Origin of the sequence: Thermorudis peleae (genome assembly GCF_000744775.1) — a bacterium.
Taxonomy (GTDB): domain Bacteria; phylum Chloroflexota; class Chloroflexia; order Thermomicrobiales; family Thermomicrobiaceae; genus Thermorudis; species Thermorudis peleae.
The window spans coordinates 1,038,423-1,062,909 of the sequence record NZ_JQMP01000003.1 but is presented as its reverse complement, the minus strand read 5'-3'; the positions used below and the strand labels follow the sequence as shown (position 1 = coordinate 1,062,909).

The following is a 24,487-nucleotide window of genomic DNA, read 5'->3' as shown; positions in this document are numbered from 1 at the left end:
ACCTACATGGCAATAAGACTGCGCTCATACATCCGCGTGAAAAGGCGATCCCAATAGTGCGCTTCTGGTGCAAGTTCGTCCATTTGCCGAGCAAGCTCATGCGGTTGCAAGGGCGTAATCAAGATCGTCGAGAGTCGCTGCGCATAGCGTCGCTCAACTGCCTGATCCAAGAACTGAAGCTCATGCCGGTGGTGTGGGAAGACGCCGGCAACAATGAGCAAGTCTGACACGATCATTCGCGTCATGCTATCGCGAGAGACGCGCGTGGCAATGTCATACTCTTGTTTGACTCTCCCCTGCAACGCCTGGCCATGCTCTGCCATTGCATGTAACTCGACCTCAACCATATAGGCGTTCAAGGCAAAATCTCGCCAAGGGACATAGTAATACGTCACAAGCGGTTGATAATCGGCCAAACGGCTCAGAATGAAGCCAACAATTCGTGCACCACGAGTCCCTCGGGCATTGAAGATAAACCAGCCATGCCCAGCACGCAGATGTTGCTGAAGCGTATCGAAGTACTGGGTAAGTCGCCCAAGCAAGTCTACGTCTTGTAATGCAGGAACCTCACGGACGTCATTTTCACTCGTCATCGCCGCCTCCATAGTCCGCTCAGCGATATTGCGCGACATGCTCCGTACTTTCCATTATGACCCGGAGATCTACCAGGCACAAAGGCACGAGCATTTCACTGCGCCAGCGGCAATCCAAGCGCTTCGCAGAACAGCGCGGAAAAGCGGTCGCGATCGACATCCAGGGCAATGAGGTGCGCAGGGAGTGAGGAGGAAGCAGCAATGAGGAACGTTCGCCCTGGTGAAACCGGGCTGGTATCAACCCAAACAGCAGACTGCTCTACTCCAACCAACGATGAATCAAAGGCTACCGCCAGGGCAAGTGGATCGTGGAGTGCAAAGGATGAAAGTCCAAGTGATTCAAAAGCCCACTGCCCAATTTCGGCCAGCAAGCGTGCTTCAGCATGGTCTGCTCGCCGAGCATATTCCCACTGTTCCCGACTGAGTGTCACGTGCGCTGTAACGTCAAGGCCAACAAATGTGAGCGGCAAAGAACTTTGCGCCACGATCGCAGCCGCCTCAGGATCCTCCCATAAATTAAACTCAGCAAATGGCGTGACATTACCGGCAACGGTGAAGGCCCCGCCCATGACAACAACGCGGTGAAGCAACTGCGGCAGTGACGGTTCGAGCAAAAGCGCCATAGCCAGGTTGGTCAGTGGCGCAACGCACACGAGCACAAGCTCGCCCGCATAGATGCGCGCTTGCTGAATAAGCCATGCTGGCGCTGGCAAATCACTGATTGGGTTCTTGCCTTCAGGAAGTTCACCGCCCCCTAAGCCATTGGGGCCGTGAAAGTAGCGAGCATCACGGTGAGGACGGAGTAAAGGGCGCGTAGCGCCCGGCACAACGACAATATCCTGCGCCCCGATTGCGGTTAGAACCTTCCGTGTGTTACTCGTCGCCTGTGGGCAATCGACGTTCCCCGCAACCGTCGTGACGCCGATGAGTTGGATCGATGGAAGCCGAGAGGCAAGTGCGAGCGCTAACGCGTCGTCGACACCAGTATCAACGTCAAGTACCAAAGGCACGGCCATCGTGCCCTCCTCCTCTACGAAAGGCATCACCCTTGACTGCGCTATACTCGCACGGGACAAGCGAGTCAAGGAAGGGGCACATGCAAAGACAGACCAAGCGGCTTTCTCGAGTTCTGTTTCTGTTCAGCCTTCTCCTTACTGCTCCGATCTGGACTCTCCATGTCTCTGCTGCGACACTCCCATATCGTATCGAGCCATCGCTAACATCCTCAGTTGGCCAGCAGATCCGCGGTCTGGCAATGAGTTCAACCTTACTCGTTTGGGAGGACTGGCGCTCGGGAACCCCAGATATTTACGCCTACGACCTCACCGATAATCGAGAGTTTCGGCCTGATCCAACTCCCGGCTATCGCACAGCCCCAGCAGTCTCCGGTTCAAGGATTGTATGGGTAAGTGGCAAGGAGTCGACACAACGACAGATCGTTGGCATCGATTTGGGCCAAGGTCAACGCCTGACAATCACCTCAGCCCCCGCTGAAGTCGATCAACCAGCCATCGATGGCGATATTGTCGTGTGGAGACAGCGCATCAACGGGACGTGGCAAATCTTCGCCCGTCGGCTCAGCGATAACCAGCCAATGCAGCTAAGTAGCAGTGATCAAAACCACGGCTATCCAACGATCAGTGGCACCCGTATCGTCTGGCAGGAATATCAACAGGATCACTGGAAACTGGTGCTTTACGATCTTTCTACACGCACTCAAACATTCTTGACCCAAGGTTCCCTGGACGAAGAATACCCTCATCTTGCTGGCGATTGGCTCATTTTCTTACGCTGGCAACCACAGAGCAGCACGCCCCAGTTGGTACTCCGGAATATCCAGAGCCACGAAGAACGCGTGCTGAGTCAAGACCATTTCATTGGGGTAGCAGCAACTGACGGAAAGCGGGTTGTCTGGGAAGATTGGCGCTCTGGTTTAGCCGGCATCTATGCCTACGACATTGAGGCAAAGCAAGAATTTGCCATTGCACGCTCGCAAGACGTAACAACCCCAGCGGTGAACCCAACAACGATTGCGTGGATTGCTGGCCTTCCCACTGGGCAATCACGTGTCCAGGCAGTTGCGCTGATTCAGCGCTTGCCAACTGACCCACAAGATCCTCCGGCAGTGCCGAGCCCTGATCGCGTCTATTTCCCGCAAACGCAACACTATGTCTCTGCCGGATTTAAGGCGTTCTGGCAAGCGCATGGGGCTGAGCAGATTTTTGGTTACCCATTAAGTGAAGAGTTTACCATCACCGATCCAGCCACTGGAGAAAAAGTAACAGTTCAGTACTTTGAGCGCGCGCGGCTTGAATACCGGGCTGACCGCCCAGAAAATGAACGGATCACGATTGGCCGGCTCGGCGTCGAGTTAACGCAAGACCGCGCATTTCAGCCAATCGCTCCATTCCAGAGCACGAGCGATCGCCTCTACTTTCCCGAAACTGGACATTCGCTTGCATACGGATTTAAGACTTTCTGGGAAACACATGGTGGACTGGCCATTTTCGGCTATCCGATCAGTGAGGAGTTCACAGAAAACGGTCATACCGTCCAATACTTTGAACGGGCTCGATTCGAATATCATCCTGAAGCAAGCGACCCGAATGCACGCATTACGCTTGGTTTGCTTGGCCGCGAAATGCTTGAGCGCATGGGCTGGCTCCCACGGCCGCCACTTGATACGACAATGCTGATGCCCTAAAGGTCAGCTGGCGGTGTACCAATCAAGGCGAGATAGAGATCATTCACATTCGTGTTCGTTACACGCTTTGGCAGCAACCCTTCGACCTGTGCTAAGGCAGTCGCGCTATCGTTGTTCCAGAGTACGCGATGTGGGTCGATACCGTGTGCACGAAGTGCTGTCACTGTTTCTCCAGTGACGACAGCGCCCGCCGCTCCACTCAGGCCATCGTCACCGTCCGACGCAAGGCTTGCGATGACGATGTTGGAAAGTCCAGCCAGCTCGAGCGCAGCAGCAAGCGCCATTTCAGTATTGCGGCCACCTCGTCCCTGACCACGAACAGTCACGGTGAGTTCGCCTGCACCAATAAGGCACACGGGGGAGTTCCACGGCGATTGATAGTCGTGAATATGACGAGCGAGCGCAGCCCAGAAACGGGCAAACTCGCGCGCCTCGCCAGTAAAGCGATCAGCAAGAAGGTACGCAGGGAGACCTATCTGTTCAATTGCCCGCTGCGCAGCAAGCGCAAACGTCCGTGCGTCCGCCAGGATGATGCTGGCTAGGACATTTGGCAATGGTTCAGCCGGAATGGGGCGAAGCAGAGCGTGCTGGACTGCAGGCGGTAAGTGTTCCCAAACGCCAAGCGCACGAATCTGCGCAATCGGATCACTGTCTTCAGGTTCTGGAGAAACCGTAGGTCCACTGGCAATAACAGGTAACGGATTACCAAGAACATCCGAGACGATAATGTTGATGACACGTGCCGGCAACGCTGCCCGGGCAAGACCGCCAGCTTTAATGCGGCTGAGACGACGGCGCACAGCGTTGAGCAGCCAGATATCTGCCCCGGCCCGGAGGAGGAGTTCTGTGGTCACCGCGAGTTCCTCACGCGTCAATGGAGGATAGAGTGATTCAACGAGTGCTGAACCGCCACCTGAGAGCAAGACAACGACGAGATCTTCTCCCCTCAGCCCGCTGACTGCTGAGAGCACAGCCTCCCCTGCCGCGAAACTCCCAGGCCCGGGAACTGGGTGTTCCGCTTCCAAAATACGGAAATGGGCTAAGGAGCCAACTTCTTCAACAAGGCCGCGTTTTGTCACGACCAGACCGTGAGTAATCCGTTTCCCGAGCGCGGCTTCAGCTCCCCGAGCCATCGCGAGCGAAGCCTTGCCAATCGCTAAGACGACAAGCCGCGCCGATGGGATAAGGGGATATCGTTCTCCCTGCACCCACAGTGCATCATCAGTGAGCTGGAGCGTTGCCTTGACAAGGTGCGTTGCGTCAACGGCGGCTAGAGCTGTGGCATAGATTTGCTCAACCCACTGCTTAGCGCGTAGCTGATCCATCGCGTCGCTCCCCTTCCTCTACCTGCTCAGCCGCTCGCAAGCGATTGAGGACATCGAGGAGATCATAGGGGAGCGGTGTTTGAAGCTCAATCGGTCGTCCAGAAGGCAAGGTAAAGCGTAGATAGTAGGCATGGAGAAATTGGCGAGGAACCGGCACGATAAACGTCCGACGCCCGTACATTTCATCACCAACAACAGGATGCCCAATAAATGCCATGTGAACACGAATCTGATGCGTTCGCCCAGTCTCAATCGTCACATCGAGAAGCGTTGCTGAAAGGAACCGCTCAGCCACACGGAAGTGGGTGATTGCCGGTCGACCACCAGCGACTACGGCCATACGCTTTGGATCACGCGGATCACGGTTAATCGGCGCATCGATTGTCGCTTCGTCGTCCGGTACAACGCCATGGACAAGAGCAAGGTATCGTTTCACAACCCGGTGTGTTTGCCACTGTTCGCGAAGGAAAAGGCGAGCCGGCTCATTTTTGGCAACGACGATCAACCCTGAGGTGTCTTTATCCAGCCGATGGACAATACCAGGGCGAATACTTGGCAACAACGGCAACCCTGGTCGGATTGCACGCACGGCGTTCACCAGGGTACCGCGTTTATGTCCAGGAGAAGGATGCGTGACAATCCCCGGCGGTTTATCAAACACCAGAACATCATCATCTTCATAGAGCACCGGGATTGGCAAATACTCCGGGGTGAGCTCATCGGGAGATTCAGGTGGGGGCAAGCAAAGTTCGACCTGATCTGCTGGCTTGACACGGTACGCAGGGCGCACAGACTGACCGTTTACCCGGACACGGCCTTCTTCCATTAACCGCTGAGCATAGCTTCGACTCACGCCGGTAACACGCGAGGCAATAAGCCGGTCAAGCCGTTCACCCTGTTCCTCAGGCGCAATCGTGAAGACTAACCGGACAGTAGATCGTTCAATCGGCAGACTTAACTCACCGTGATCGGTAGTCATCATCCCTTACGTGCACGGAGATCGCGTTCCAGCAAGATCAACGCAAGCAAGATTACGCCAACCGTAATTGCACTATCAGCAAGATTGAAGGTCGGCCAATGTGGAACATCAATGAAATCAATGACGAATCCATGGCGAAAGCGATCGAGTACATTCCCGAGTGCTCCGCCAACCTGTAAGCCAAGGGCTAAGGCACCCCAGCGTGATGTCGTTGCGATCGACCGAAACCAAACCGCTAAGATCGCAACGACAATAACGGCAAGAAAGGCCAATGCTGGATTACGTCCTTGAAGTACACCAAAAGCTGCACCTGTATTCTCAACGTAAATGAGACGCAGCACTCGCGGAATGATAACAATCTGGACCGGGCCATCCTGACGTGCTGGACCCAAGTAGGTCAATACAAGCGACTTGGAGATTTGGTCGAGCAGAAGTACACCCAACGCAATACCACCGACAACCCACACGGGCACTCGGCGCTCTGAGAGAAGCGTTGCCACTGGCTTCTGCTCAACTATGTCTTGTAGAGTGTCGTGCTGCTTTGCGTCCATGCGCTCCAAACAGCGTCGGCACAAGCCGTACCACTCAAGTGTAGCGCAAAGCCCCATGTAAGATGCTAGGCTTGCAGGCCGGAACTAGGGGAGAAGGAGATGCAAAGTAGAAAACAGCAACTCCATCTTGTCATTGCTGGGGGCGGAACCGGAGGACACATTCAACCTGCCGTCGCAGTCTTGCATGTCCTACGACAACGCCTTTCACTGAATATTTCAGTATTCTGGATTGGAAGCGGACGAGGGCTTGAGCGACAAATCGCTCAGCAAGAATACGTGCCATTCTACCCAATTCTCACTGGTAAGCTGCGTCGGTACCTCGCCTGGCAAACGCCTTTCGATCTGGTCAAGATCCCCCTTGGACTGCTCCAAGCAATCGTGCTCCTGCGCCGACTTCGCCCCCATGTCGTTTTCGGCACTGGCGGTTATGTCAGCGTGCCAGCGGTGATCGCTGCAGGCATCCTTGGTATCCCCGCCATCATCCACGAACAGACAGCGACTGTTGGTCTCGCAACTCGGCTTACTGCCCCATTCGTCCGGAAGATTGCCTTGACCTATCCGCAAACAGTCCAATGGCTCGGTCATTTCGCGCACAAAGCTACAGTAACCGGGTTGCCACTCCGTCCAGAGCTTTTCACAGGCGACGCATCACAAGCGCTTGCGCACTTCCAGTTCACGCCACAGTTGCCGGTGCTTTACATTACGGGCGGCTCGCTGGGCGCCCATGCACTGAACCTTGCGGTCGAGCAGATACTCCCGGAGCTTCTGCTCTTTACTCAAGTCGTCCATCAATGTGGGCCAACCACAGCAAATCACGATTACCCGCGTCTTCGCGCAACACGCGCCGCGCTGCCTCCTGCGCTTGCTACGCGCTACCAGGTCGTCGAGTACGTCGATAGCCACGTGCTCCCACATCTCTATGCCGCAGCCACGTTGGTTGTGAGTCGAGCAGGAGCAAACACGGTTGCCGAACTAGCAGGACTGGGGAAACCTGCCATTCTTATTCCATTGCCTGGTGCAGCCGGCAATGAGCAAGCACGCAATGCAGCAATCCTTGAGCAAGCCGGCGGCGCTCTCGTCTTACCGCAGCAGGACCTCACACCACAGCGGCTCCTTAGCTTGATCCAGACGATGATGAACCAGCCTGAGCAGCTAGCTCAAATGGCAGAACGTGCTCGGAATGTTGCCCGCCTGGACGCAGCGGAACGCTTAGCGACCCTGCTGCTCGACTATGCTTCAGCTTCAACGTCATCCTGAAGCGAGACTGCAGGAGAAGCTTCCGCGAGCGAGAGCCTAATTGCCTCGGCCACAGTCCGGGCTGATACGACAGTAAGGGGCAAACGACTGGTGAGCACCTGATTCCGCTCAGACAGTGGCGGTATGACAGCACGTTGAAAGCCAAGACTGGCTGCCTCTTGCAGTCGCCGGTCAAGCCCGCTTACGCTGCGGAGTTCACCCGACAACCCAATTTCTCCAATAAGCACTGTATCATCGCGTACTGGCCGCTCCGTGAAGCTTGATGCGATAGCGACAGCAACGCCGAGGTCCGCAGCAGGCTCAACCACGCGCAGACCACCGGTGACATTAACAAAGATGTCATGATGACCGAGCCGATAACCAAGACGCTTCTGTAAGACAGCGACCAACAACTGCAGGCGATTGAGATCGAAGCCGGTCGCGGTGCGACGCGGCATAGCGTATCCAACCGGACTTGTCAGCGCCTGCACTTCAATGAGAATTGGCCTCGTGCCTTCAAGGGTGACAATCACTGCAGAGCCGGGAGCATCATGCAAGCGCTGTTCAAGAAAGACTCCAGACGGATTGCCAACTTCCTGCAAGCCGTGGTCAGCCATCTCGAAGACGCCAACTTCGTCAGTTGAACCAAACCGGTTCTTGACCGCACGTAAGACGCGATACTGATGGAATCGCTCGCCTTCGAGATAGAGCACCGCATCAACCATGTGCTCGACCACTCGTGGTCCAGCAATGACTCCTTCTTTTGTGACATGGCCAACAAGGAATACCGGGACGTGCGCTTCTTTGGCATAGCGCATCAGTCGCGCTGTGCATTCGCGAACCTGACTCACCGTGCCCGGTGATGATGCCAGTTCCTCGACAAAGACTGTCTGAATTGAGTCAACAATGACGACTCGCGGCTTCAGTGTCTGGGCAACATCGAGTGCGGCTGTCAAGCTTGTTTCAGGCAGGAGATAGAGCTGATCAGCATTAACCCCGATGCGATCGGCACGAAGTTTTACTTGCTCCGCCGACTCTTCGGCTGCGATATAGAGTACGGAGCCGATGCGATTGGCAACGTTCCCAGCAGCCTGAAGTAACAGCGTCGACTTCCCAATGCCCGGATCACCGCCGAGTAAGATCAGTGCTCCCGGTACAAGCCCACCACCGAGAACGCGATCAAACTCCCCAAGGCCAATCGGCAGACGACGTTCCCCCGCACTCGTCACGTGTGCCAACGGCACTGCGTGGACAGACGTGCGATGACGACCGCTTGAAGATGATGGACGGTCGACAATCACCGTTTCAACGAGACTGTTCCATGCCCCACATGATGGGCAGCGTCCATAAAAGCCCGGGCTCTCATAGCCACACTGCTGGCAGACCCAGCGCGTCGAGCGATCATGTCGTGAACGAGGCACAGGCAGTTACCTCCATAGCCGAATACACGTTCGCAAGTATACCGAAGGGAACAAAAGGCGGCTCCAGCAAGGCTGGAGCCGCCCACACGCGCTGAAGCCAACAGGATTACGAGACTGAGGTAAGCGCGTCAGCCGGTTCGATCGACAGCAGGCCATCCCGGACGTCGATGACGATTGTGCTCCCGGGCTTGAAGCGTCCTTGGAGCAAAGCTTCCGCGAGCGGATCTTCGATCAGATTCTGAATAATCCGCCGGAGCGGCCGCGCGCCGTACTGTCGATCATACCCACGCTCCGCCAGCAGATCCTTCGCTGCTGTCGTCACCTCGAGCGTGATGTCCTGTTCAGCAAGTTGCTTGCGCACGCGCTTCAGCTCAAGGTCAACAATCTGACGCACCTGCTCAGGCGAGAGCGGATGGAAGACAATCACCGCATCGATCCGGTTCAGGAACTCAGGACGGAACGTCTGCTTGAGTTGGTTGAGAACCTTGTCGCGCATGACTTGGTACTCATACTGCGCGCGCTTCTCTTTGCTCTCAGCAACAGCGAACCCAAGCGTGCCCTCACGCTGGATCATCTCCGCGCCGATGTTCGACGTCATGATCAGGATCGTATTGCGGAAGTCGACGCGGCGCCCTTTCGCATCAGTCAGCGTTCCGTCCTCCATGATCTGGAGCAGCATGTTGAAGGCTTCTGGGTGCGCCTTCTCAATCTCATCCAACAGGATGACTGAGTAGCTCTTGCGGCGCACCGCCTCGGTGAGCTGGCCGCCCTCCTCATATCCAATGTAGCCCGGCGGCGCACCAACCAAGCGCGAAACCGTGTGCCGCTCCATAAATTCGCTCATGTCGATCTTGATAAGCGCATCTTCGCTACCGAACATGAACTCGGCCAGTGCGCGAGCGAGCAAGGTCTTGCCAACCCCTGTCGGCCCGAGGAAGATGAAGCTACCAATCGGTCGACGCGGATCCTTCAAGCCTGCACGAGCACGCCGGACAGCGCGAGCAAGAGTCTCAATCGCTTCATCTTGACCGATGACACGCTCACGCAGCGCCTCTTCCATATGGAGCAGGCGCTCACTTTCCTCAGTCGCTAGCCGCGTGAGCGGAATCCCTGTCCACATCGAGACAACCTGTGCAATGTCCTCTTCGGTCACCAGCGGCTCTTCCTGACCCTGCTCCTGCTGCCAGCGCGCTTCAAGGTCGCTAATGCGGGCCAACAACTGCCGTTCGCGTTCTCGCAACTCGGCAGCAAGTTCAAACTCCTGGCTTGCCACGGCAGCATCGAGCTCACGACGCAGCGATTCAAGTCCACGCCGCGCCTCCTTGAGCGACGGTGGCGACGCGGAACGGTACATGCGAACGCGTGACGCAGCTTCGTCGACAAGGTCGATGGCCTTGTCGGGTAAGAATCGATCAGGCACATAGCGCGCAGCCAGGACGGCTGCAGCTCGCAGAGCCTCATCCGAGATCTTGAGCTTGTGATGTTCCTCGTAGCGCTCACGGATCCCGCGCAAGATCTCGATCGTCTCTTCAACCGTCGGCTCGTTGACCATTACTGGCTGGAAGCGACGCTCGAGCGCTGCATCACGTTCAATGTACTTGCGATATTCATCCAAGGTCGTTGCGCCAATTGTCTGCACCTCGCCCCGGGAGAGTGCGGGCTTAAGGATATTGGCAGCATCAACAGCGCCTTCAGCTGCCCCGGCCCCGACAAGCGTGTGCAACTCATCGATGAAGAGGATAGTGCCCGATTCTTTCACTTCGGCAACAATCTTCTTCAGCCGCTCTTCGAACTCGCCGCGGTACTTTGTGCCGGCAACCAGGGCTCCGATGTCCAGTGCAACAAGGCGCTTGCCTTGAAGTGGCTCAGGAACATCGCCAGCAACGATGCGTTGGGCCAAGCCTTCAACAATTGCGGTCTTCCCAACGCCCGGTTCACCAATCAACGCAGGGTTGTTCTTCGTGCGGCGCGAGAGGATCTGCATCACGCGCTCAATCTCCGCATGGCGGCCAATAACGGGATCCAGCTTGCCTTGACGCGCCGCTTCAGTCAGGTCAAAGCCCAAGGCATCGAGATAGGGCGTCTTGGTCTGCTGCGTTCGCTGCTGATATGCCGCCCCTTGATTCAACACCTGTAGGACCTGCTGGCGGACTTTCTCGAGGCTCACCCCAAGGCTCTCAAGGACACCGGCAGCAATGCCTTCGCCCTCACGGACCAAACCGAGCAAGAGGTGCTCGGTACCAATGTAATGGTGGTTCATTCGCCGGGCTTCATCGACCGCAAGCTCAATAACCTTGCGTGCCCGCGGTGTCAGCCCAATTTCCCCAACGACGGCGCTATCGCCACGGCCGATAATGAATTCGACCGCGCTCCGCACCTTTGGGAGCTGGACGCCCAAGCTCATGAGAACACGAGCTGCGACGCCATCCCCTTCACGGACCAACCCAAGGAGGATGTGCTCAGTACCGATGTAATTGTGATTGAAGCGACGCGCTTCCTCCTGGGCCAGCGCCAATACTTTCTTTGCCCGCTCGGTGAACTTCTCGAATTTGTCCGCCATTGCTCGCTCCCTCGACGACTCGTGGCGGCGTTCCTGACGGAGGAAGTGGCGTCCAACTTCCGCGGACGCTGCTTCGGCTGATCTCGCCGGAACCCGCGCACTTTCTAGTGTACCTGAAAACGCTGCCTGCCTTCTAGAGCGTGCAGAACAGCCAAATAAGGTGCGGCAAGCCCCCGCGCCAAAGGCTGGGGGCTGCCGGTTACAACTCCCGATTGCTCGGGGGAAACATCATCTTGTTCGTGTGCTTAGCTGGCGAGCAATCGCTTACGCAGTCTCGCCATCATCGGCCGGTGAGAGCTCAGCCGTCTCTTCGAATTCGTCTAAGACGTCCGCTTCATCCTCAACCGGCTCGGATTCTTCATCTACAGGATACGGCGTGATGCCACGATCAAGCAACTCCTGTTTAATCCGGAGGCCATCGGGACCCAAAGCCGCCTCAATTTCTTCATCATCAGCCTCCAGCGCACGACGTAAGCTCAGGCCAATCCGACGCCTCGTGGCATCAACTCGGATGACACGGACGATTACCTCATCACCTTCATGGAGAACTTCACGCGGGTGCTCAACACGCCACCCCGCAAGTTCAGAAACGTGGATCAACCCTTCAATACCATCAGAAAGCTGAGCAAAGGCACCAAAGGCGGCAAGCTGCGTAACTGTACCGCGGACAAGCTGCCCAACCGTATACGACTCAGCGATTTTCGTCCACGGCTCAGGCTGAGTACGCCGAATGCTCAGCGCAATCTTCTTCTGGTCAGGGTTGACTGAGAGGACGCAAACCTCAACTTCGTCCCCAACTTGAAGGACTTCACTCGGATGCTTCACCCGATTCCAGGAAATTTCCGAAAGATGAACCAGCCCGTCAGCACCGCCAATGTCAACGAAGACGCCGAAGTCAGCGATGCTTGTTACCCGACCGCGAAGTACATCGCCCTCACGCAGCCGCTCAATGAGTTGCGCCTTGACAGCGTCACGCTGCTCCTGCATCGCCTGACGCTCGGAGAGGATGAGCCGATTCCGGTGTCGGTTAATTTCGATGATCTTCAGGCGCAGGCGCGACCCAACCAAACGCGCCATATCGGCCTGCTTGGTGCTCTCATCGCCGCCGCGAATAGCTACAACCTGCGAAGCCGGAACAAATCCCCGAACACCATCAAGGTTGACCAGCAGGCCACCCTTGTTATGTCCAATAACTTCAGCCTCGAGGACCTCGCCAGCTTCATAGAGTTGCTGTAGCCGTCGCCAGCTCTTCTCTTGGCGTGCGCGGTCGATTGAGAGTACGGCTTGGCCGGCCTGATCTTCTGCCTGCATGACGAAGACGAGTACTCGGTCTCCTGGGCGCAACTGCGCCAGCTCCTCCGGCGAAAGCGTGGAGAATTCACGCGCCGGCACGACCCCCTCAGACTTACCCCCGATATCGACGAGGATCTCGTCGGGGTGAATGCTCATAATCGTGCCCTCAACGACATCCCCGTATCGGAACAGCCGATAGTCGTGGGCCGGATCACGCAGTAGTTCCTGAAAAAGTGCAACGTCACTGTCTCCAAGTACGGCTTGCTGGCTCATGCGCCCCTCATCAAGCTCGCTGACCATTCATCTCACCCGCGTGCCATAGTTTTACCCCCGGACAATAACCGGGAGCGAGACACTGGGACAAGTATAGCGGCCAGGTTGCCCACCCGCAAGGGAAAAGCCTTGGCTCTTTTCACGTAGGAGAAACCAGTTCTGCCTCAACAATAAGGTTTTCCGTATAGCGCTGCTTTCGGATATCCCAATATCCGGCACAGGTGACTAAGAGGAGTCGTGGCGGACCCGCGGTGGTATAGACACCGCTGGCAAAGAGTTGTAAAGCCGAAATCGTATGGATCCGCGTGACGCGGAACACCAAACGTTGTCCTCCAGTCAGATCGACCCAAACTGCCATGCCTGGTCGGGCAGCGCTGAGTCCAGCAAAGACACCACGCTGTCCAGTTGCACTATCAAGATGACCAGCAAGCAGCGCTGTTCCGGGTTGGCCGGGCGCTGGACCAAGTCGGTACCACTGCACGACAGTGACATCCGATTGCAGCGCCAACTCTCCAGTTCGCTGATCAAGACCAATGGCGACAACAGGGGCATTGAGTGACAACGCAGGAATCGTGAGGCGAAGGGGCTCTGGCTTGCTCCTAAGCAGTGCAAGTGCGGCAGACGTCGGTGGTGTTGGTTGCGCTGTCGGACTCGGCATCACAACTGGCGTCACGTGAGGTGTCGGCATCACACGCGGGAGCATATCAGACGGGAACGTCCAAGCAGTAGACACCTCAGCGGTTACTGTTAGCTGCGGAGAGGCTTCCATGACAACCGCAGGCGATGATGTTGGGAAATCGGTCGGAACCGCTGGAACAAAACTACGGGACGTCCCAGCCCAGCCAACCGGAACCATAAGCAGCAGGACAGTCGCAAGCAGGAATACAAGCAGCGCCCGGATCCGCCGCTGCAGCAGGTTGGCGGGAGAGAATGCGACTCTCTCCCGCCGCAGGCTTCTCTTCGCCATAGAACGATTAGTGCACACGAGCTCGTGTACGCACCACCATGACCGCACTCGCCGCAAGCGCAGCACCGGCTAAGCTAAGCACGAGCCAGCCGCTTGTCGGGAACGCTGGCTGTTGCGCAAGGCCACCTTCGCCAGTTGCTGCCCCCATCGGTCCACCACCCAGACCAGGGATCTGTTGAATAAGGAGCGTAAAAGTCTTATCCGAGAGCGAACCGACGGCGTATACCACGTAGCCTGTGCCGGCATTCAGTGTCAGGTTTTGCGGTCCAAATACCGGTGTCGTCTGGCCTGCTGGAGCAATTGCGACAGCGTATGTTCCAGCAGCGACATCAGCTTTTGCCTCTTTGGGGTTGGCTAAGTTACTCACCAGCTTCGCATTGTTCGCCAAGATGTCGACGGCTGGAGCCGCAGCATCGTGCCGAACGGTGAGCCGGGCTTTACCAGCAGCCAACATCGACGTGTCATTGACATACGCATCAAGTGCCGGCTTGCCATCAGCTGTGAGATGGGCAACCAGGCTGACGTTCTGGCCAGCTTGGAGGTTCGCCGTAGTACTCAGAATTGGTGCGCTTGTGGCAGCAGCACCGGCTGGGCGAATCTCAATCTTGTATGATCCAGGATCAAGGCTCAATGGATCGGTCACGGTGCCGAATTTGAACGACTTGAGCGTCGCTTGGCCATTGACATAGACATCGACGTCAGTGTTCGGGATGCCATGGACGACGGTCACCATGGCTTTATTCTGGGCCGCAACCACTGCCACAAAGGCAAGGCAGAGGCCAATCGCGAGCAAGACACTGCTCAGCCGTTTCATTCGTTCCCCCTTTGGACTACCTATATTTTGTTATACTCTCTTCGCTTGGCGCCGCGTCGCCACAAGCCTTACGTTGAGTGCACTCACTATGCACTATACGGAAGCAATGCGCGCTCGTCAAGAGGGCAGCGCCAGATGCCACCCTCCTCACGAGAGCCGTGTCTGTTGAAGCCGGGTAACCGCTGACAGCGCCTCGATCGTGCGTTGCAGTTCCGGTTCATGCACCCAGCCCATATGACCAACACGCACGATGTGCCCTTTCAGCTTGCCCTGGCCATCGTTTATTTCAATTCCGAAGCGCTCACGTAGTGTCCGAACCACATCGCCAGCCGAGATGCCATCGGGAGGTACAAGGGCGGTAACGGTCGGGGAAGCATAGGCGGGATCGGCAAACAGCCGATAGCCCACTTTCCGTGCCCCATCACGAAAGAGTGTCGCAAGGCGCGCATGTCGCGCGTAAACGTGCTCAAGCCCTTCCTGCTCGATCAAACTGACTGCAGCATCAAGCGCATAAATGAGTGAGAGTGGTGCGGTACTTGGCATGTCGCCTTGTCGCGCTTGTGCTCGATATTCTTCTAAATCCCAAAAAGCACGGGGAAATCCGGCACGGCTCGCCGCTTCCCACACCCGTGGTCCAACACCGACGATCACAAGGCCAGGCGGACACATCCAGGCCTTTTGTGATCCACTAAAAGCCAAATCGACACCCCAGGCATCCATCTCCAGCGGCATCCCAGCAACAGCACTCACGGCATCGACGAGGAGCAACGCCCCATGCTGACGGACAATTGCTGCAACTTCGCGCAGCGGATTGGCTACGCCGGTCGAGGTCTCGTTGTAGGTATAGAGTATCGCCCGGACCTCTGGATGTGCAGCCAGTCCAGACTGGACAACAGCAGCCGTCGCTGCCTGGCCCCAGGGGACATCGACCCGATGAACCACAAGACCGTAGCGGCTCGCCACTCGTGCCCAGCGCTCACCAAAGTCACCCGCAACCACAGCAAGGACGGCATCGCCTGGCTGCAGCGTATTAACAATGGCAATTTCCCAACCAGCTGAGCCAGTACCAGGCAACACGAAAACGTCGTCAGTGCCATGCATTGGACGAAGTCGTGCAAGAAGCTGACGGAACAGCGCGCGGAACGCCTCACCTCGATGTGGAATCATCGGCCGTTGCAATGCCGTGATGACTTCTGGCGGCAGTGGCGTTGGGCCAGCAATACGCAAATTTGTTGGATCACTATTGTGGTGCACCGGAATGCCCTCCTTCGGAATGCGCAACCTGCGCTGGCAGCCTACATCATACGCTGCACCTACGGTGATTCTTCACGAAGACGGCGTTGCAGCGCATAGAGCGTCGTCAATGCCTCGATTGGCGAAAGGGCTTCAACATCGAGCCGCTTGAGCTCTTCAAGCACGGGGTGTGGCGGACCAAAGAGCGTGAGTTGAATCACCGGTTCTTGGGCATGGCTGAGAGCGGCCCGTCGGCGTGCCTTTTCCTGTGCAGCAGGTCCTTGTTCAAGCTCGGCAAGGATCTCACGGGCCCGGCGCACGACCGCCCGCGGCATACCGGCAAGTTGTGCAACATGAATGCCGTAGCTCTTGTCGGCTCCCCCTGGAACAACACGATGCAAGAAAACCACGCGCTCTCCTTCTTCAAGCACGTCCATGCGATAGTTCCGCACGCGCGGCAAAATCCGCTCAAGTTCTGTCAACTCATGGTAGTGGGTCGCAAAGAGTGTGCGGCAGCCGAGTCGCTGGCTATTGTGGAGGTGCTCGATCACCGCGCGGGCGATCGCGAGCCCGTCATACGTGCTCGTGCCGCGACCAATTTCGTCCAAAACAACAAGTGAGCGCGGTGTTGCATGATGCAAGATCGCCGCCGTTTCAACCATCTCGACCATAAATGTGCTCTGGCCGCTGGCAATATCATCTTGCGCGCCAAGTCGGGTAAAGATGCGATCAACGAGACCAATCCGGGCTTGTTCAGCTGGCACGAACGAGCCGATCTGTGCCAGAAGGACAATCAATGCCACTTGGCGAAGATAGGTGGATTTGCCGGCCATGTTGGGCCCAGTCAGGAGCATAATTTGTTGCTCGCTTGTATCAAGGTAGGTGTCATTGGGAACAAAGCGACCCGATTCCAACACGGCTTCAACGATCGGATGCCGCCCCCCAGTGATAGCAAGCACCGTACTGTCATCAACCTCCGGGCGAACGTAACGGCGGCGCACTGCTACTTCGGCAAGGGAGGCAAACACATCGAGTTCAGCAAGCAAGCGCGCAGCACGACGGATCGGTTCCGCAGTACTGGCAACCTCTGCGAGCACACGTCGAAAGGCATCCTCCTCAAGTGCAGCGATGCGCTCTTCCGCGTGCAGCACTTGTTGTTCATAGATCTTCAACTCGGGGGTTATGTAGCGCTCAGCCCCAACGAGCGTCTGCTTCCGCTGGTAATCCTGTGGGACAAGCGCCCGGTTCGCGTTGCTCACCTCGATGTAGTAGCCAAAGACCTTGTTATAGCCAACCTTGAGCGACTTAATTCCGGTACGCTCGCGTTCCCGCTGTTCAAGGCTCGCAATCCAGGTACGCGCTTCTTGTATCGACGAACGCACCGCATCCAACTCCGGACTGAATCCCGGCCGGATGACCTGTCCTTGTCCAAGCGTCCCCGGTGGATCATCAACCACAGCTTGCTCAATCAGTCGCACGACATTTTGACAATCTGGTAGTACAGCATAGGTTGAGAGCGCAGGAGCACGTGAAACCAGCTGCTGGATAACTGGCAACGTCCGCAGGGATACGCCAAGTGACAGCACTTCACGTGGTCCGGCTGCACCTGTCACGACCCGGTTGATAAGCCGCTCAACATCTGCTACACGCTTCAGTTGCTCACGAAGCTGTGTACGAAGCAATGCGTCACCAACAAGCGCGGCAACACAATCCTGTCGCGCACGAATTGCAGCAAGATCGAGCAACGGTTGATTGACCCAGCGACGAAGGAACCGTGCCCCCATCGGAGTACACGTCTGGTCAAGGACTGCGATGAGCGAATGCCGGCGCTCTCCTCGGAGATTTTCAACCAATTCGAGATTACGACGCGTTTGCGCATCGAGCGTCATGAACGTGTCAAGCGAATACGTTACGAGCTCGGTTATGTGCGCGAGATTCCCCTTTTGCGTCTCCTGGAGATAGAGCAACAGCGCCCCTGCCGCCCGAATGGCAAAAGGCTTTCCCGCACAACCAAATGCCTCAAGTGTCTCAACACGGAAATGCTCGCGAAGTGCGGCTTCGGCAGTGTTCAGCCGCCATGTTACAGCGTCGGTTGGGCTTCGATAGACACCTTCTGGTAAGCACTCGCACAATGCATCTGACGTTTCGTCGGGCAACTGCGGATGAATGACTTCCGCAGGGCTCAGGCGGAGCAATTCACGCCGTAACAGATCTTGTACCTGTTCAGCACGCTCAGCGAGCAGTTCGGTAACCGCAAATTCTCCTGTCGAGACATCAGCGACAGCGAGGCCAGCTCGCGTGCCTTCAAGCAATACTGCGGCGATATAAGTATTACGGCTAGCATCGAGCATCGCTGGATCGGTTACTGTACCCGGCGTCACCACACGAGTTACGCGACGCTCGACGAGATGTCGACCATCCGGTTCGCCAACCTGGTCACACAGCGCAACTTTGTAGCCAGCACTAACCAAGCGAGCAATATATCCCTCAGCGGCATGGTAGGGGATGCCAGCCATCGGCACGCGTTGCCCCTTACCCATCTCACGGGACGTCAGCGTAATGTCGAGGACTGATGCAGCGATGTGGGCATCCTCATCAAATGTCTCGTAGAAATCACCGAGGCGGAAGAATACGATCGCGTCAGGATACTGTCGCTTTACGGCAAGATATTGCTGACGGATTGGTGTGCTCATTCCGCTCCCACTCCCACAGCTGCCGGCCCCCACTGCTCAGGATAGTGTACGGACAGGGAGAGTGGGTGGTCTAGTCAGCGGGATCTAGTCGACATCGAATGCTCGGAAGAGTAGACCAAGCGGTACCTTCGGGTAGAACGAGGTGGATTTAGGAGGGAGAAGGCGACCGAGTTGAGCGCGAGCCAACACATCAGCCAATTGCGGAGGGCGCAAAAGAACAGCCGCTGCCGTTGGATCACTCACAAGATGGCGAACAACTCCCTCCAGTTCCGGCTCATACCCTACGGCCTCAGGCGGCAGACCAAGGACTCGCCGAAGCGGTTCCATAACGAAATGCTCACACCGCTCAACTTCTAACTCATTCGGGACAGCAACTGAGGTGGACTGGTAAAGCGCATAGACATGCTGCGTCGCTGCCGACGCAAGCACAAAGATCACGCCGTGCACTGATTGTGCTGCTGCCAAGGTATGCTGTAAGCGCTCAGCCGTTAATGGATAGAGCGGACTCAACTCAAACACGTCACAGTACTGGCGGCACGCTGCGAGCACTGCCTGTACTCGCTCAGCCGTGAGCCCACGAACCAGACGATGAATTGGCCGAAGCTGGATGCCTGGATCTGCAGCATCGACAAGGTGGACAAGGACGAGGCCAGCCGCATCTGCGTATTGATCACCACTGCTGCGCCGTGCATGCCAGTCAGCACGTGCTGCAGCGTAGCGATGGTGCCCATCGGCGATAACAAGCGGGGAATTCGCAAGTACCTGCGTAAGGAGACGGATTGCCACGGAATCAGTAATTGCCCAAAGCTGGTGCCGCTCACCCTTCGTATCGTGAATATCAAGAAGAGGTTCAGCTTTGGTGCTCAGATCTTCGAGCGTCGAGCGCAGACGCCCCTCAGCCTGGGCAACGACATAGATCGCGCTGACATCGGCATTGAGTGCTTGGCGAAGCGCAAGTCGGCGAGCGACAACACTCGGCATGACTCCTTCATGTGGAAGTAACGTTGGCCGGCTCGTTTCATCCTGCACTGGGATAATGCCAAATATGCCCAGACGTCGATATGCGGAACCAAGACGACGATAGTGGTGGGCGTAGAGATAGAACCCAGGATGCTGATCTTCCACCAGGATGTTCTCTGCTCGCCACCGCATAAAGCGTTGTTGCGCTTCGCGAAAATGCTCTTCATCTTCATCCGGCAACTCAAGCCATATGCTGTGATAGGGATGCATTCGCCCAAGCTCACGAGCTTGGCGATGAGAGCGAAAATCGTCCGGGGGGCCAAGTATCGCGCTAAGTTGAGCAACATAGTGGGGGTTGTATCGCAAGGCACGAAACGGCAACAGTCGCACTTCCCCATGAAGTCGGGGTACTGCTTCAGTTACATCATGCTCAGGACACGTAGCGCCAGTGCGACCGTCCACGCTATAAGCTCATCCCTCACTAGCGCTGCGCTTGCAAGGCAAGCAACTGTTCCAGCACCGGTGCGTCGTCTTCCTCAGCGCCCAGCAGGACGAGCACAACAGCCTCTGGCTCTGGTGTGGCCTCACGAATCGCGTCCTCAGGCGAAGGCACATACCGATCATCGCCCCACTCAGGAGATTGGCCCACACGATACGTTTCGGCCAACCAGGTGCGGCTCACAATGGCATTGCTACCAAGTTTGCGCCGAGCACGTTCCTGATAGCGATCAATTCGCCCATCTGGATGCAGCACAAACACTTCAACCACGCGTCGCCCTTCATGACGGCCACGCGAAAGAATCCCCGCACCAGTTTCAACATCAACTTCGTTTGCAGGCTGCCCCTTTGCTCCTTTAACGAAGTAGCGCATTTCGACCTCCTTAGTTTCACGTCCGCTGGTGCAGACAGCATCTTCGCCCGCTCTTCAGCCTGCCACTCAAGCAAGTGTACTATGGCGACTTCGTCAATTTGGAGGCATGCGCGATGGACTCAGCACCGTCTCATAGATCGTCATGTGCTGGTCCGCAATGGTTTCCCAGGCAAACGCATGAACAGCGAGTTGCTTGGCAGCTTCACCAAGATGTCGGCGCGTCTGAGGAGCAGCAAGCAACATCTGGATAGCATGGGCAAGGGCCTCGGGGTCTCGTGGCGGGACAAGCCAACAATGCTCGCGGTCGCGCAGTGGTGCAATCCACTCTAGCCGCGCCGGGGTGGTAGTGACCACCGGTGCCCCCGCCATTAGTGCAGCAATGAGTGTGCCATGACGCAGACTTGCCCCCTCAGCAAAAGGCAAGACAACGAGATCAACCGCTGCAAGCGCAGCAGCAACTGCTTCAGCATCAAGGTAGCCAGTGCGCAAGAGCGGAACCGGAGCGGTGGCAAGACGTTGTTCAACTGCAGCAGCATACGCTCCATGAACCTTGCCAGTCGCTCCTTGGGAGCCGCCGATCAGGACAAGGGCTGGCCGAGGCTCAGGTAGTTTCGCAAGGGCCGTGAGCAAAACCTCGATCCCTTTATCTGGTGTGAGAAAGCCAAAGAAACCGATCGTTGGCCTTCGGCTAGCTCGGAACTGCTCAAGCAGTTTCATTCCTTCTGCCAAAGAGGTATTGGTGGAAACTGGGATATTACTGCCAATTGGCACCCGGTACAGCTGTCGTGCTTGCCACACAGCGAGTTCGCTCGCATCTTCCGGATTCGTAGCAATAACTGCCGCACTTTGTCGAGCAAGAAGGATCGTCGCCCAACGTCGAAGTGGACCAGCCTTAGGGAAGAGATAAGGCACGTTCGTGTCATGAAACGTCACGACACAAGGCCTTGGACGAACGAATAGTGGCAGGATCGTTGGCGCAGGATGGAGATCAAAGGCGCCAGCCTGATACTGGATGTGTACAAGATCGGCGTGCATCTGGTGCGCCGCTCGTCGGACAAGTGGGATAAGCGACCACCCCCAGCGTCGAGCGGTAGCGATCACATGTTGCTGGCCGGCGGCTGGCACAGCCGTTACGACGCCACACCGGCAGCCACGCCGTTCAAGGGCGTCAACAAGGCAACGCGTATAATCACCGACGCCTCCAGGCATTGGCGGATATTCGCCGGTGACCATCAGCACGCGTACCATCTTCCTGCTACCAACTCGCCGGACGCAGCCCGGAGCGAAACGCTTGCCAGTAGCGGACGACACGCTGGCGGCGCAAGGCGCGCTTATGGCCCAAAAGCCATTTCCCGCCTTCAATCGCGATCCGCACCAGGTAATTACTCAGCAGAAAAACACGGACAAATTGTGCAAGAGGACGGCCATAGAGTATGTCATAGAGTTGCACCTTGGCAGTATCAAAAGCAATCTGTCGCCGTGCTGGCTCCTGGCCAGCGCTTGCCCCCTCGACATGGACAATGACTGCGCGCGGTTCATAGACAATGCGCCAGCCAGCTCGACGAATTCGCCAGCACCACTCAACTTCCTCACTATAGAGAAAGAACCGCTCGTCCATCCCCCCGACTTGCTCAATGACTTGTCGACGAACCCCGAGACATGCGCCGACAAGCCAATCGACATCGTGCGGTTCAGCATCAGAGAAGTCGGCCATATAGTAGCGGCGAAGGACCCGATTATTTCGCCAATAGTCCTGAATCACTGTACTTTCAAGCAGAGCCGTGAGCAACGTAGGAAACCGGCGCCGGGATGGCTGAATGCGTCCATCAGGATACCGAAGCTGTGGTCCAACAACGCCAACATCAGGATGATCACGCAACGTCGCAACAAGCTGAGCAAGCGCATCACCAACAATTCGTGTGTCTGGATTCAGCACAATGATGAACGCGCCGTGTGCCGCACGAATGCCGGCGTTGACACCAGCGGCGTAGCCCCGATTCTCCGGGAGAGCGATGACACGGGCCCAAGGAAATTGCTGTTGGATCGCATCAACTGATCCATCGGACGACGCGTTATCGACGACAATCACCTCAGCATTCAGCCCGCTCGACCGACAACTTTCTGCGATCGATGTCAGGCATGCAAGCACATGCTCGCGGACGTTGTAGTTAACAATCACGACGGAGCAGGAAATTGTTGGATCGAGCGGCGCGAGCGCAACACGCACCGTGGATTCATCGCGTTGATGCTGGTGCATACCACGACGCACCAGTAACCAGACCACGAGCTCAGCCGTGGCAAGCGTTCCTGCCAGGAAAAGGCCGAGCAGCCCATCACGATACCCACGTAGCTGCACAAATCGTCGCCAGAACGCTCGCGCAGGTTGTCCAAGATATGTCCGCAAGCGCGGCCGGTATCCTGCTTGTAGGCGAGCTTGGGCGTCGAGCCGAGCGTAAGCGAATTGCTTCGCAACAAATTCGCCCACAGTCTCATAGTTCACATGGAGCAACGGTGCGTGCAGCGTCTGGGCGTGGCCATGAAGTTCAACAACCTCATGGACCAGTTGATCAGGACGATAACGGCCCTGGCCAACACGAAAGAGTCGAAGCTGATAGTCCGGCCACCATCCTCCAGCCCGAACCCAACGACCGAAGAAAAAGTTTTGCCGGGCAAGCCAAAAGCCAGTGACCTCGTCCCTCACATGCTGAAGTGCAAGTCGTATTTCGCGAGCCAGAACTGGAGTAATGCGTTCGTCAGCATCGAGAAAGAGCACCCACGGGTCACGCACAAGCTGAAGCGCCGCGTTGCGTTGACTCGCAAAGTCAGAGAACGGACGCTCCACAACCTCGGCCCCAGTAGACTGCGCAAGCTGCACCGTTCCATCGGTGCTCCCACTATCGACAACCAACACATGACGCACGAGCCCTTGAACACTTGCAAGGCAACCGGGTAGATGCCGTGCTTCATTCTTCGTCAAGATAACGGCAGTTATTGGTAAAGGCTCAGTCATCGTCGACGGTCCGCGCAGCATCTGCATAGATACGTGCAATTTCATGCAATAGCTCGAGCTGTACACGTTGTGCTTGACGCCGCGGTGACACCAATGCCTGAAGCCAGGCCCGCACCGTTGCCAACAGAGCTAATCCCCAAAGCACACGGACAAAACGTCGGCCATGCCAGCGACGGAAATAGCGGGCCCGGCTGCGATGCAATTGCAAGAGGCTTGCAGTCGAAACCTGACGGCTGCTCCACCCGCCATAGTGGATCACACGAGCAGCGGGCGCAGTGAGCACCGTCCAGCCATGCGCCCGCATCCGCCGACACCAATCGATCTCCTCGCTGTAATAGAAGTAGCGCTCATCCAGTAGCCCAACCTGATCAACTGCTTCTCGCCGCACGAGCATGCACGCGCCAAGTGGATGATCAATGGCAAACGGCGTCAAGCCATCGCCTGGCCCAAACCGACCATTAAACCGAGAGCCAATGAGACGCTGGTGCAGCGGGAAAAAATCAAAGAAGTTCTGGATAAAGCCTGGGAACCGATATCCTGCAGATTGCAATGATCCATCAGGATTAAGCAAGCAAGCACCAACAAGGCCGATATGCGGCGCTGCCCAGAGTGCCCTCCAGAGGGCAGAAAGCGCGCCAGGCAAAAGCACTGTGTCAGGGTTCAGCAAGAGAAGCGCTGGGGCGGACGTGTCGCGTATCCCGCGGTTGTTCGCACGCGCAAACCCCTCGTTTGCAGGCAATGCCATCACGCGAACCCAGGGATAGCGATTGTGCACAAGGGCGGGCGTGCCATCTGTCGAGGCATTGTCTATGATCAGGACATCTCCGCGGAGCTTGCTAGCTTGCAGCTCCTCAGCGAGCGAACGAAGACAAGCGTCAATCACGGATGCGTTATTCCACGTTACGATCAGTACTGCGAGATCAGCCTGCTCGCGCATTGTCCCCTGAAGGATTGTGCGTCATCGCAAGGTACAACGCCAAGATCGAGGGTAGCGCAGAGGAGGA

19 protein-coding genes are annotated in these 24,487 nt (G+C 56.8%); 2 read left to right on the top strand and 17 right to left on the bottom strand.

The window, feature by feature from the left end; translation table 11 throughout:
* Positions 1-2: 2 nt before the first annotated feature.
* Both N675_RS07740 and N675_RS07735 read right to left on the bottom strand, forming a co-directional pair.
* Entirely contained in the window at positions 3-593 is a 591-nt protein-coding gene (locus tag N675_RS07740) for a hypothetical protein (RefSeq protein WP_038039588.1), read from the bottom strand.
* A 95-nt stretch (positions 594-688) separates the two neighbouring features.
* Positions 689-1,609 carry a nucleoside hydrolase gene (locus N675_RS07735; RefSeq protein ID WP_038038845.1) on the bottom strand — a complete coding sequence of 307 codons (921 nt, stop codon included), beginning with the start codon at positions 1,607-1,609 and terminating at the stop codon, positions 689-691.
* A gap of 80 nt (positions 1,610-1,689) precedes the next feature.
* Here N675_RS07735 and N675_RS07730 point away from each other — a divergent pair, with 80 nt between their 5' ends.
* Entirely contained in the window at positions 1,690-3,297 is a 1,608-nt protein-coding gene (locus N675_RS07730) for a TolB family protein (protein WP_038038844.1), read from the top strand.
* Here the strand turns inward: N675_RS07730 and N675_RS07725 are convergent.
* From N675_RS07725 to lspA, 3 genes are read right to left on the bottom strand one after another with little or no spacing between them, the layout of a single operon-like run.
* Positions 3,294-4,622: a glycerate kinase type-2 family protein gene (locus N675_RS07725; protein ID WP_038038843.1), complete on the bottom strand. Its 1,329-nt coding sequence runs from the start codon at positions 4,620-4,622 to the stop codon at positions 3,294-3,296. The genes N675_RS07730 and N675_RS07725 overlap by 4 nt on opposite strands.
* Entirely contained in the window at positions 4,603-5,601 is a 999-nt protein-coding gene (locus N675_RS07720; RefSeq protein ID WP_081886939.1) for an RluA family pseudouridine synthase, read from the bottom strand. The genes N675_RS07725 and N675_RS07720 overlap by 20 nt, the downstream gene beginning before the upstream one ends.
* On the bottom strand, positions 5,601-6,101 hold the full coding sequence (gene lspA / locus N675_RS07715) for a signal peptidase II (RefSeq protein ID WP_051914454.1): 501 nt from the start codon (positions 6,099-6,101) through the stop codon (positions 5,601-5,603). The genes N675_RS07720 and lspA overlap by 1 nt, the downstream gene beginning before the upstream one ends.
* Before the next feature lie 150 nt (positions 6,102-6,251).
* On the opposite strand from lspA, the gene murG reads away from it, so the two are divergent.
* Positions 6,252-7,409: an undecaprenyldiphospho-muramoylpentapeptide beta-N-acetylglucosaminyltransferase gene (gene murG, locus N675_RS07710; RefSeq protein WP_038038842.1), complete on the top strand. Its 1,158-nt coding sequence runs from the start codon at positions 6,252-6,254 to the stop codon at positions 7,407-7,409.
* Here the strand turns inward: murG and radA are convergent.
* The 12 genes from radA to N675_RS07650 all read right to left on the bottom strand — a co-directional run bounded on the left by radA (position 7,382) and on the right by N675_RS07650 (position 24,420).
* Positions 7,382-8,809, bottom strand: a complete 1,428-nt coding sequence (radA, locus tag N675_RS07705; protein ID WP_038038840.1) for a DNA repair protein RadA — start codon at positions 8,807-8,809, stop codon at positions 7,382-7,384. The genes murG and radA overlap by 28 nt on opposite strands.
* A gap of 106 nt (positions 8,810-8,915) precedes the next feature.
* Complete coding sequence (locus tag N675_RS07700; RefSeq protein WP_038038838.1) at positions 8,916-11,369, bottom strand: ATP-dependent Clp protease ATP-binding subunit; 2,454 nt, start codon at positions 11,367-11,369, stop codon at positions 8,916-8,918.
* 264 nt (positions 11,370-11,633) lie between these two features.
* Positions 11,634-12,935, bottom strand: a complete 1,302-nt coding sequence (gene rpsA, locus N675_RS07695) for a 30S ribosomal protein S1 (RefSeq protein WP_051914453.1) — start codon at positions 12,933-12,935, stop codon at positions 11,634-11,636.
* Positions 12,936-13,074: 139 nt separating this feature from the next.
* Complete coding sequence (locus N675_RS07690; RefSeq protein WP_051914450.1) at positions 13,075-13,902, bottom strand: class F sortase; 828 nt, start codon at positions 13,900-13,902, stop codon at positions 13,075-13,077.
* Between the two features lie 7 nt (positions 13,903-13,909).
* A complete protein-coding gene (locus tag N675_RS07685) occupies positions 13,910-14,716 on the bottom strand; it encodes a DUF4397 domain-containing protein (protein WP_038038835.1) in 807 nt (268 codons plus the stop codon).
* A 147-nt stretch (positions 14,717-14,863) separates the two neighbouring features.
* Positions 14,864-15,970, bottom strand: a complete 1,107-nt coding sequence (locus N675_RS07680) for a pyridoxal-phosphate-dependent aminotransferase family protein (protein WP_038038833.1) — start codon at positions 15,968-15,970, stop codon at positions 14,864-14,866.
* Between the two features lie 59 nt (positions 15,971-16,029).
* Positions 16,030-18,642, bottom strand: a complete 2,613-nt coding sequence (gene mutS / locus N675_RS07675) for a DNA mismatch repair protein MutS (RefSeq protein ID WP_038038832.1) — start codon at positions 18,640-18,642, stop codon at positions 16,030-16,032.
* 84 nt (positions 18,643-18,726) lie between these two features.
* Positions 18,727-20,064 (bottom strand): DUF1015 family protein, encoded by a 1,338-nt coding sequence (locus tag N675_RS07670; protein WP_038038831.1) that lies wholly within the window; start codon positions 20,062-20,064, stop codon positions 18,727-18,729.
* 19 nt (positions 20,065-20,083) lie between these two features.
* The gene (locus N675_RS07665) at positions 20,084-20,473 is read right to left on the bottom strand and encodes a hypothetical protein (RefSeq protein WP_038038829.1); all 390 of its coding nucleotides are present in this window, start codon (positions 20,471-20,473) and stop codon (positions 20,084-20,086) included.
* A 93-nt stretch (positions 20,474-20,566) separates the two neighbouring features.
* Positions 20,567-21,721, bottom strand: coding sequence for a glycosyltransferase family 4 protein (locus N675_RS07660; protein WP_038038828.1), 1,155 nt, complete (start codon positions 21,719-21,721; stop codon positions 20,567-20,569).
* Positions 21,722-21,728: 7 nt separating this feature from the next.
* Complete coding sequence (locus N675_RS07655; protein ID WP_038039581.1) at positions 21,729-23,483, bottom strand: glycosyltransferase; 1,755 nt, start codon at positions 23,481-23,483, stop codon at positions 21,729-21,731.
* The gene (locus N675_RS07650; protein ID WP_038038827.1) at positions 23,476-24,420 is read right to left on the bottom strand and encodes a glycosyltransferase family 2 protein; all 945 of its coding nucleotides are present in this window, start codon (positions 24,418-24,420) and stop codon (positions 23,476-23,478) included. The genes N675_RS07655 and N675_RS07650 overlap by 8 nt, the downstream gene beginning before the upstream one ends.
* Between the last annotated feature and the right edge of the window lie 67 nt (positions 24,421-24,487).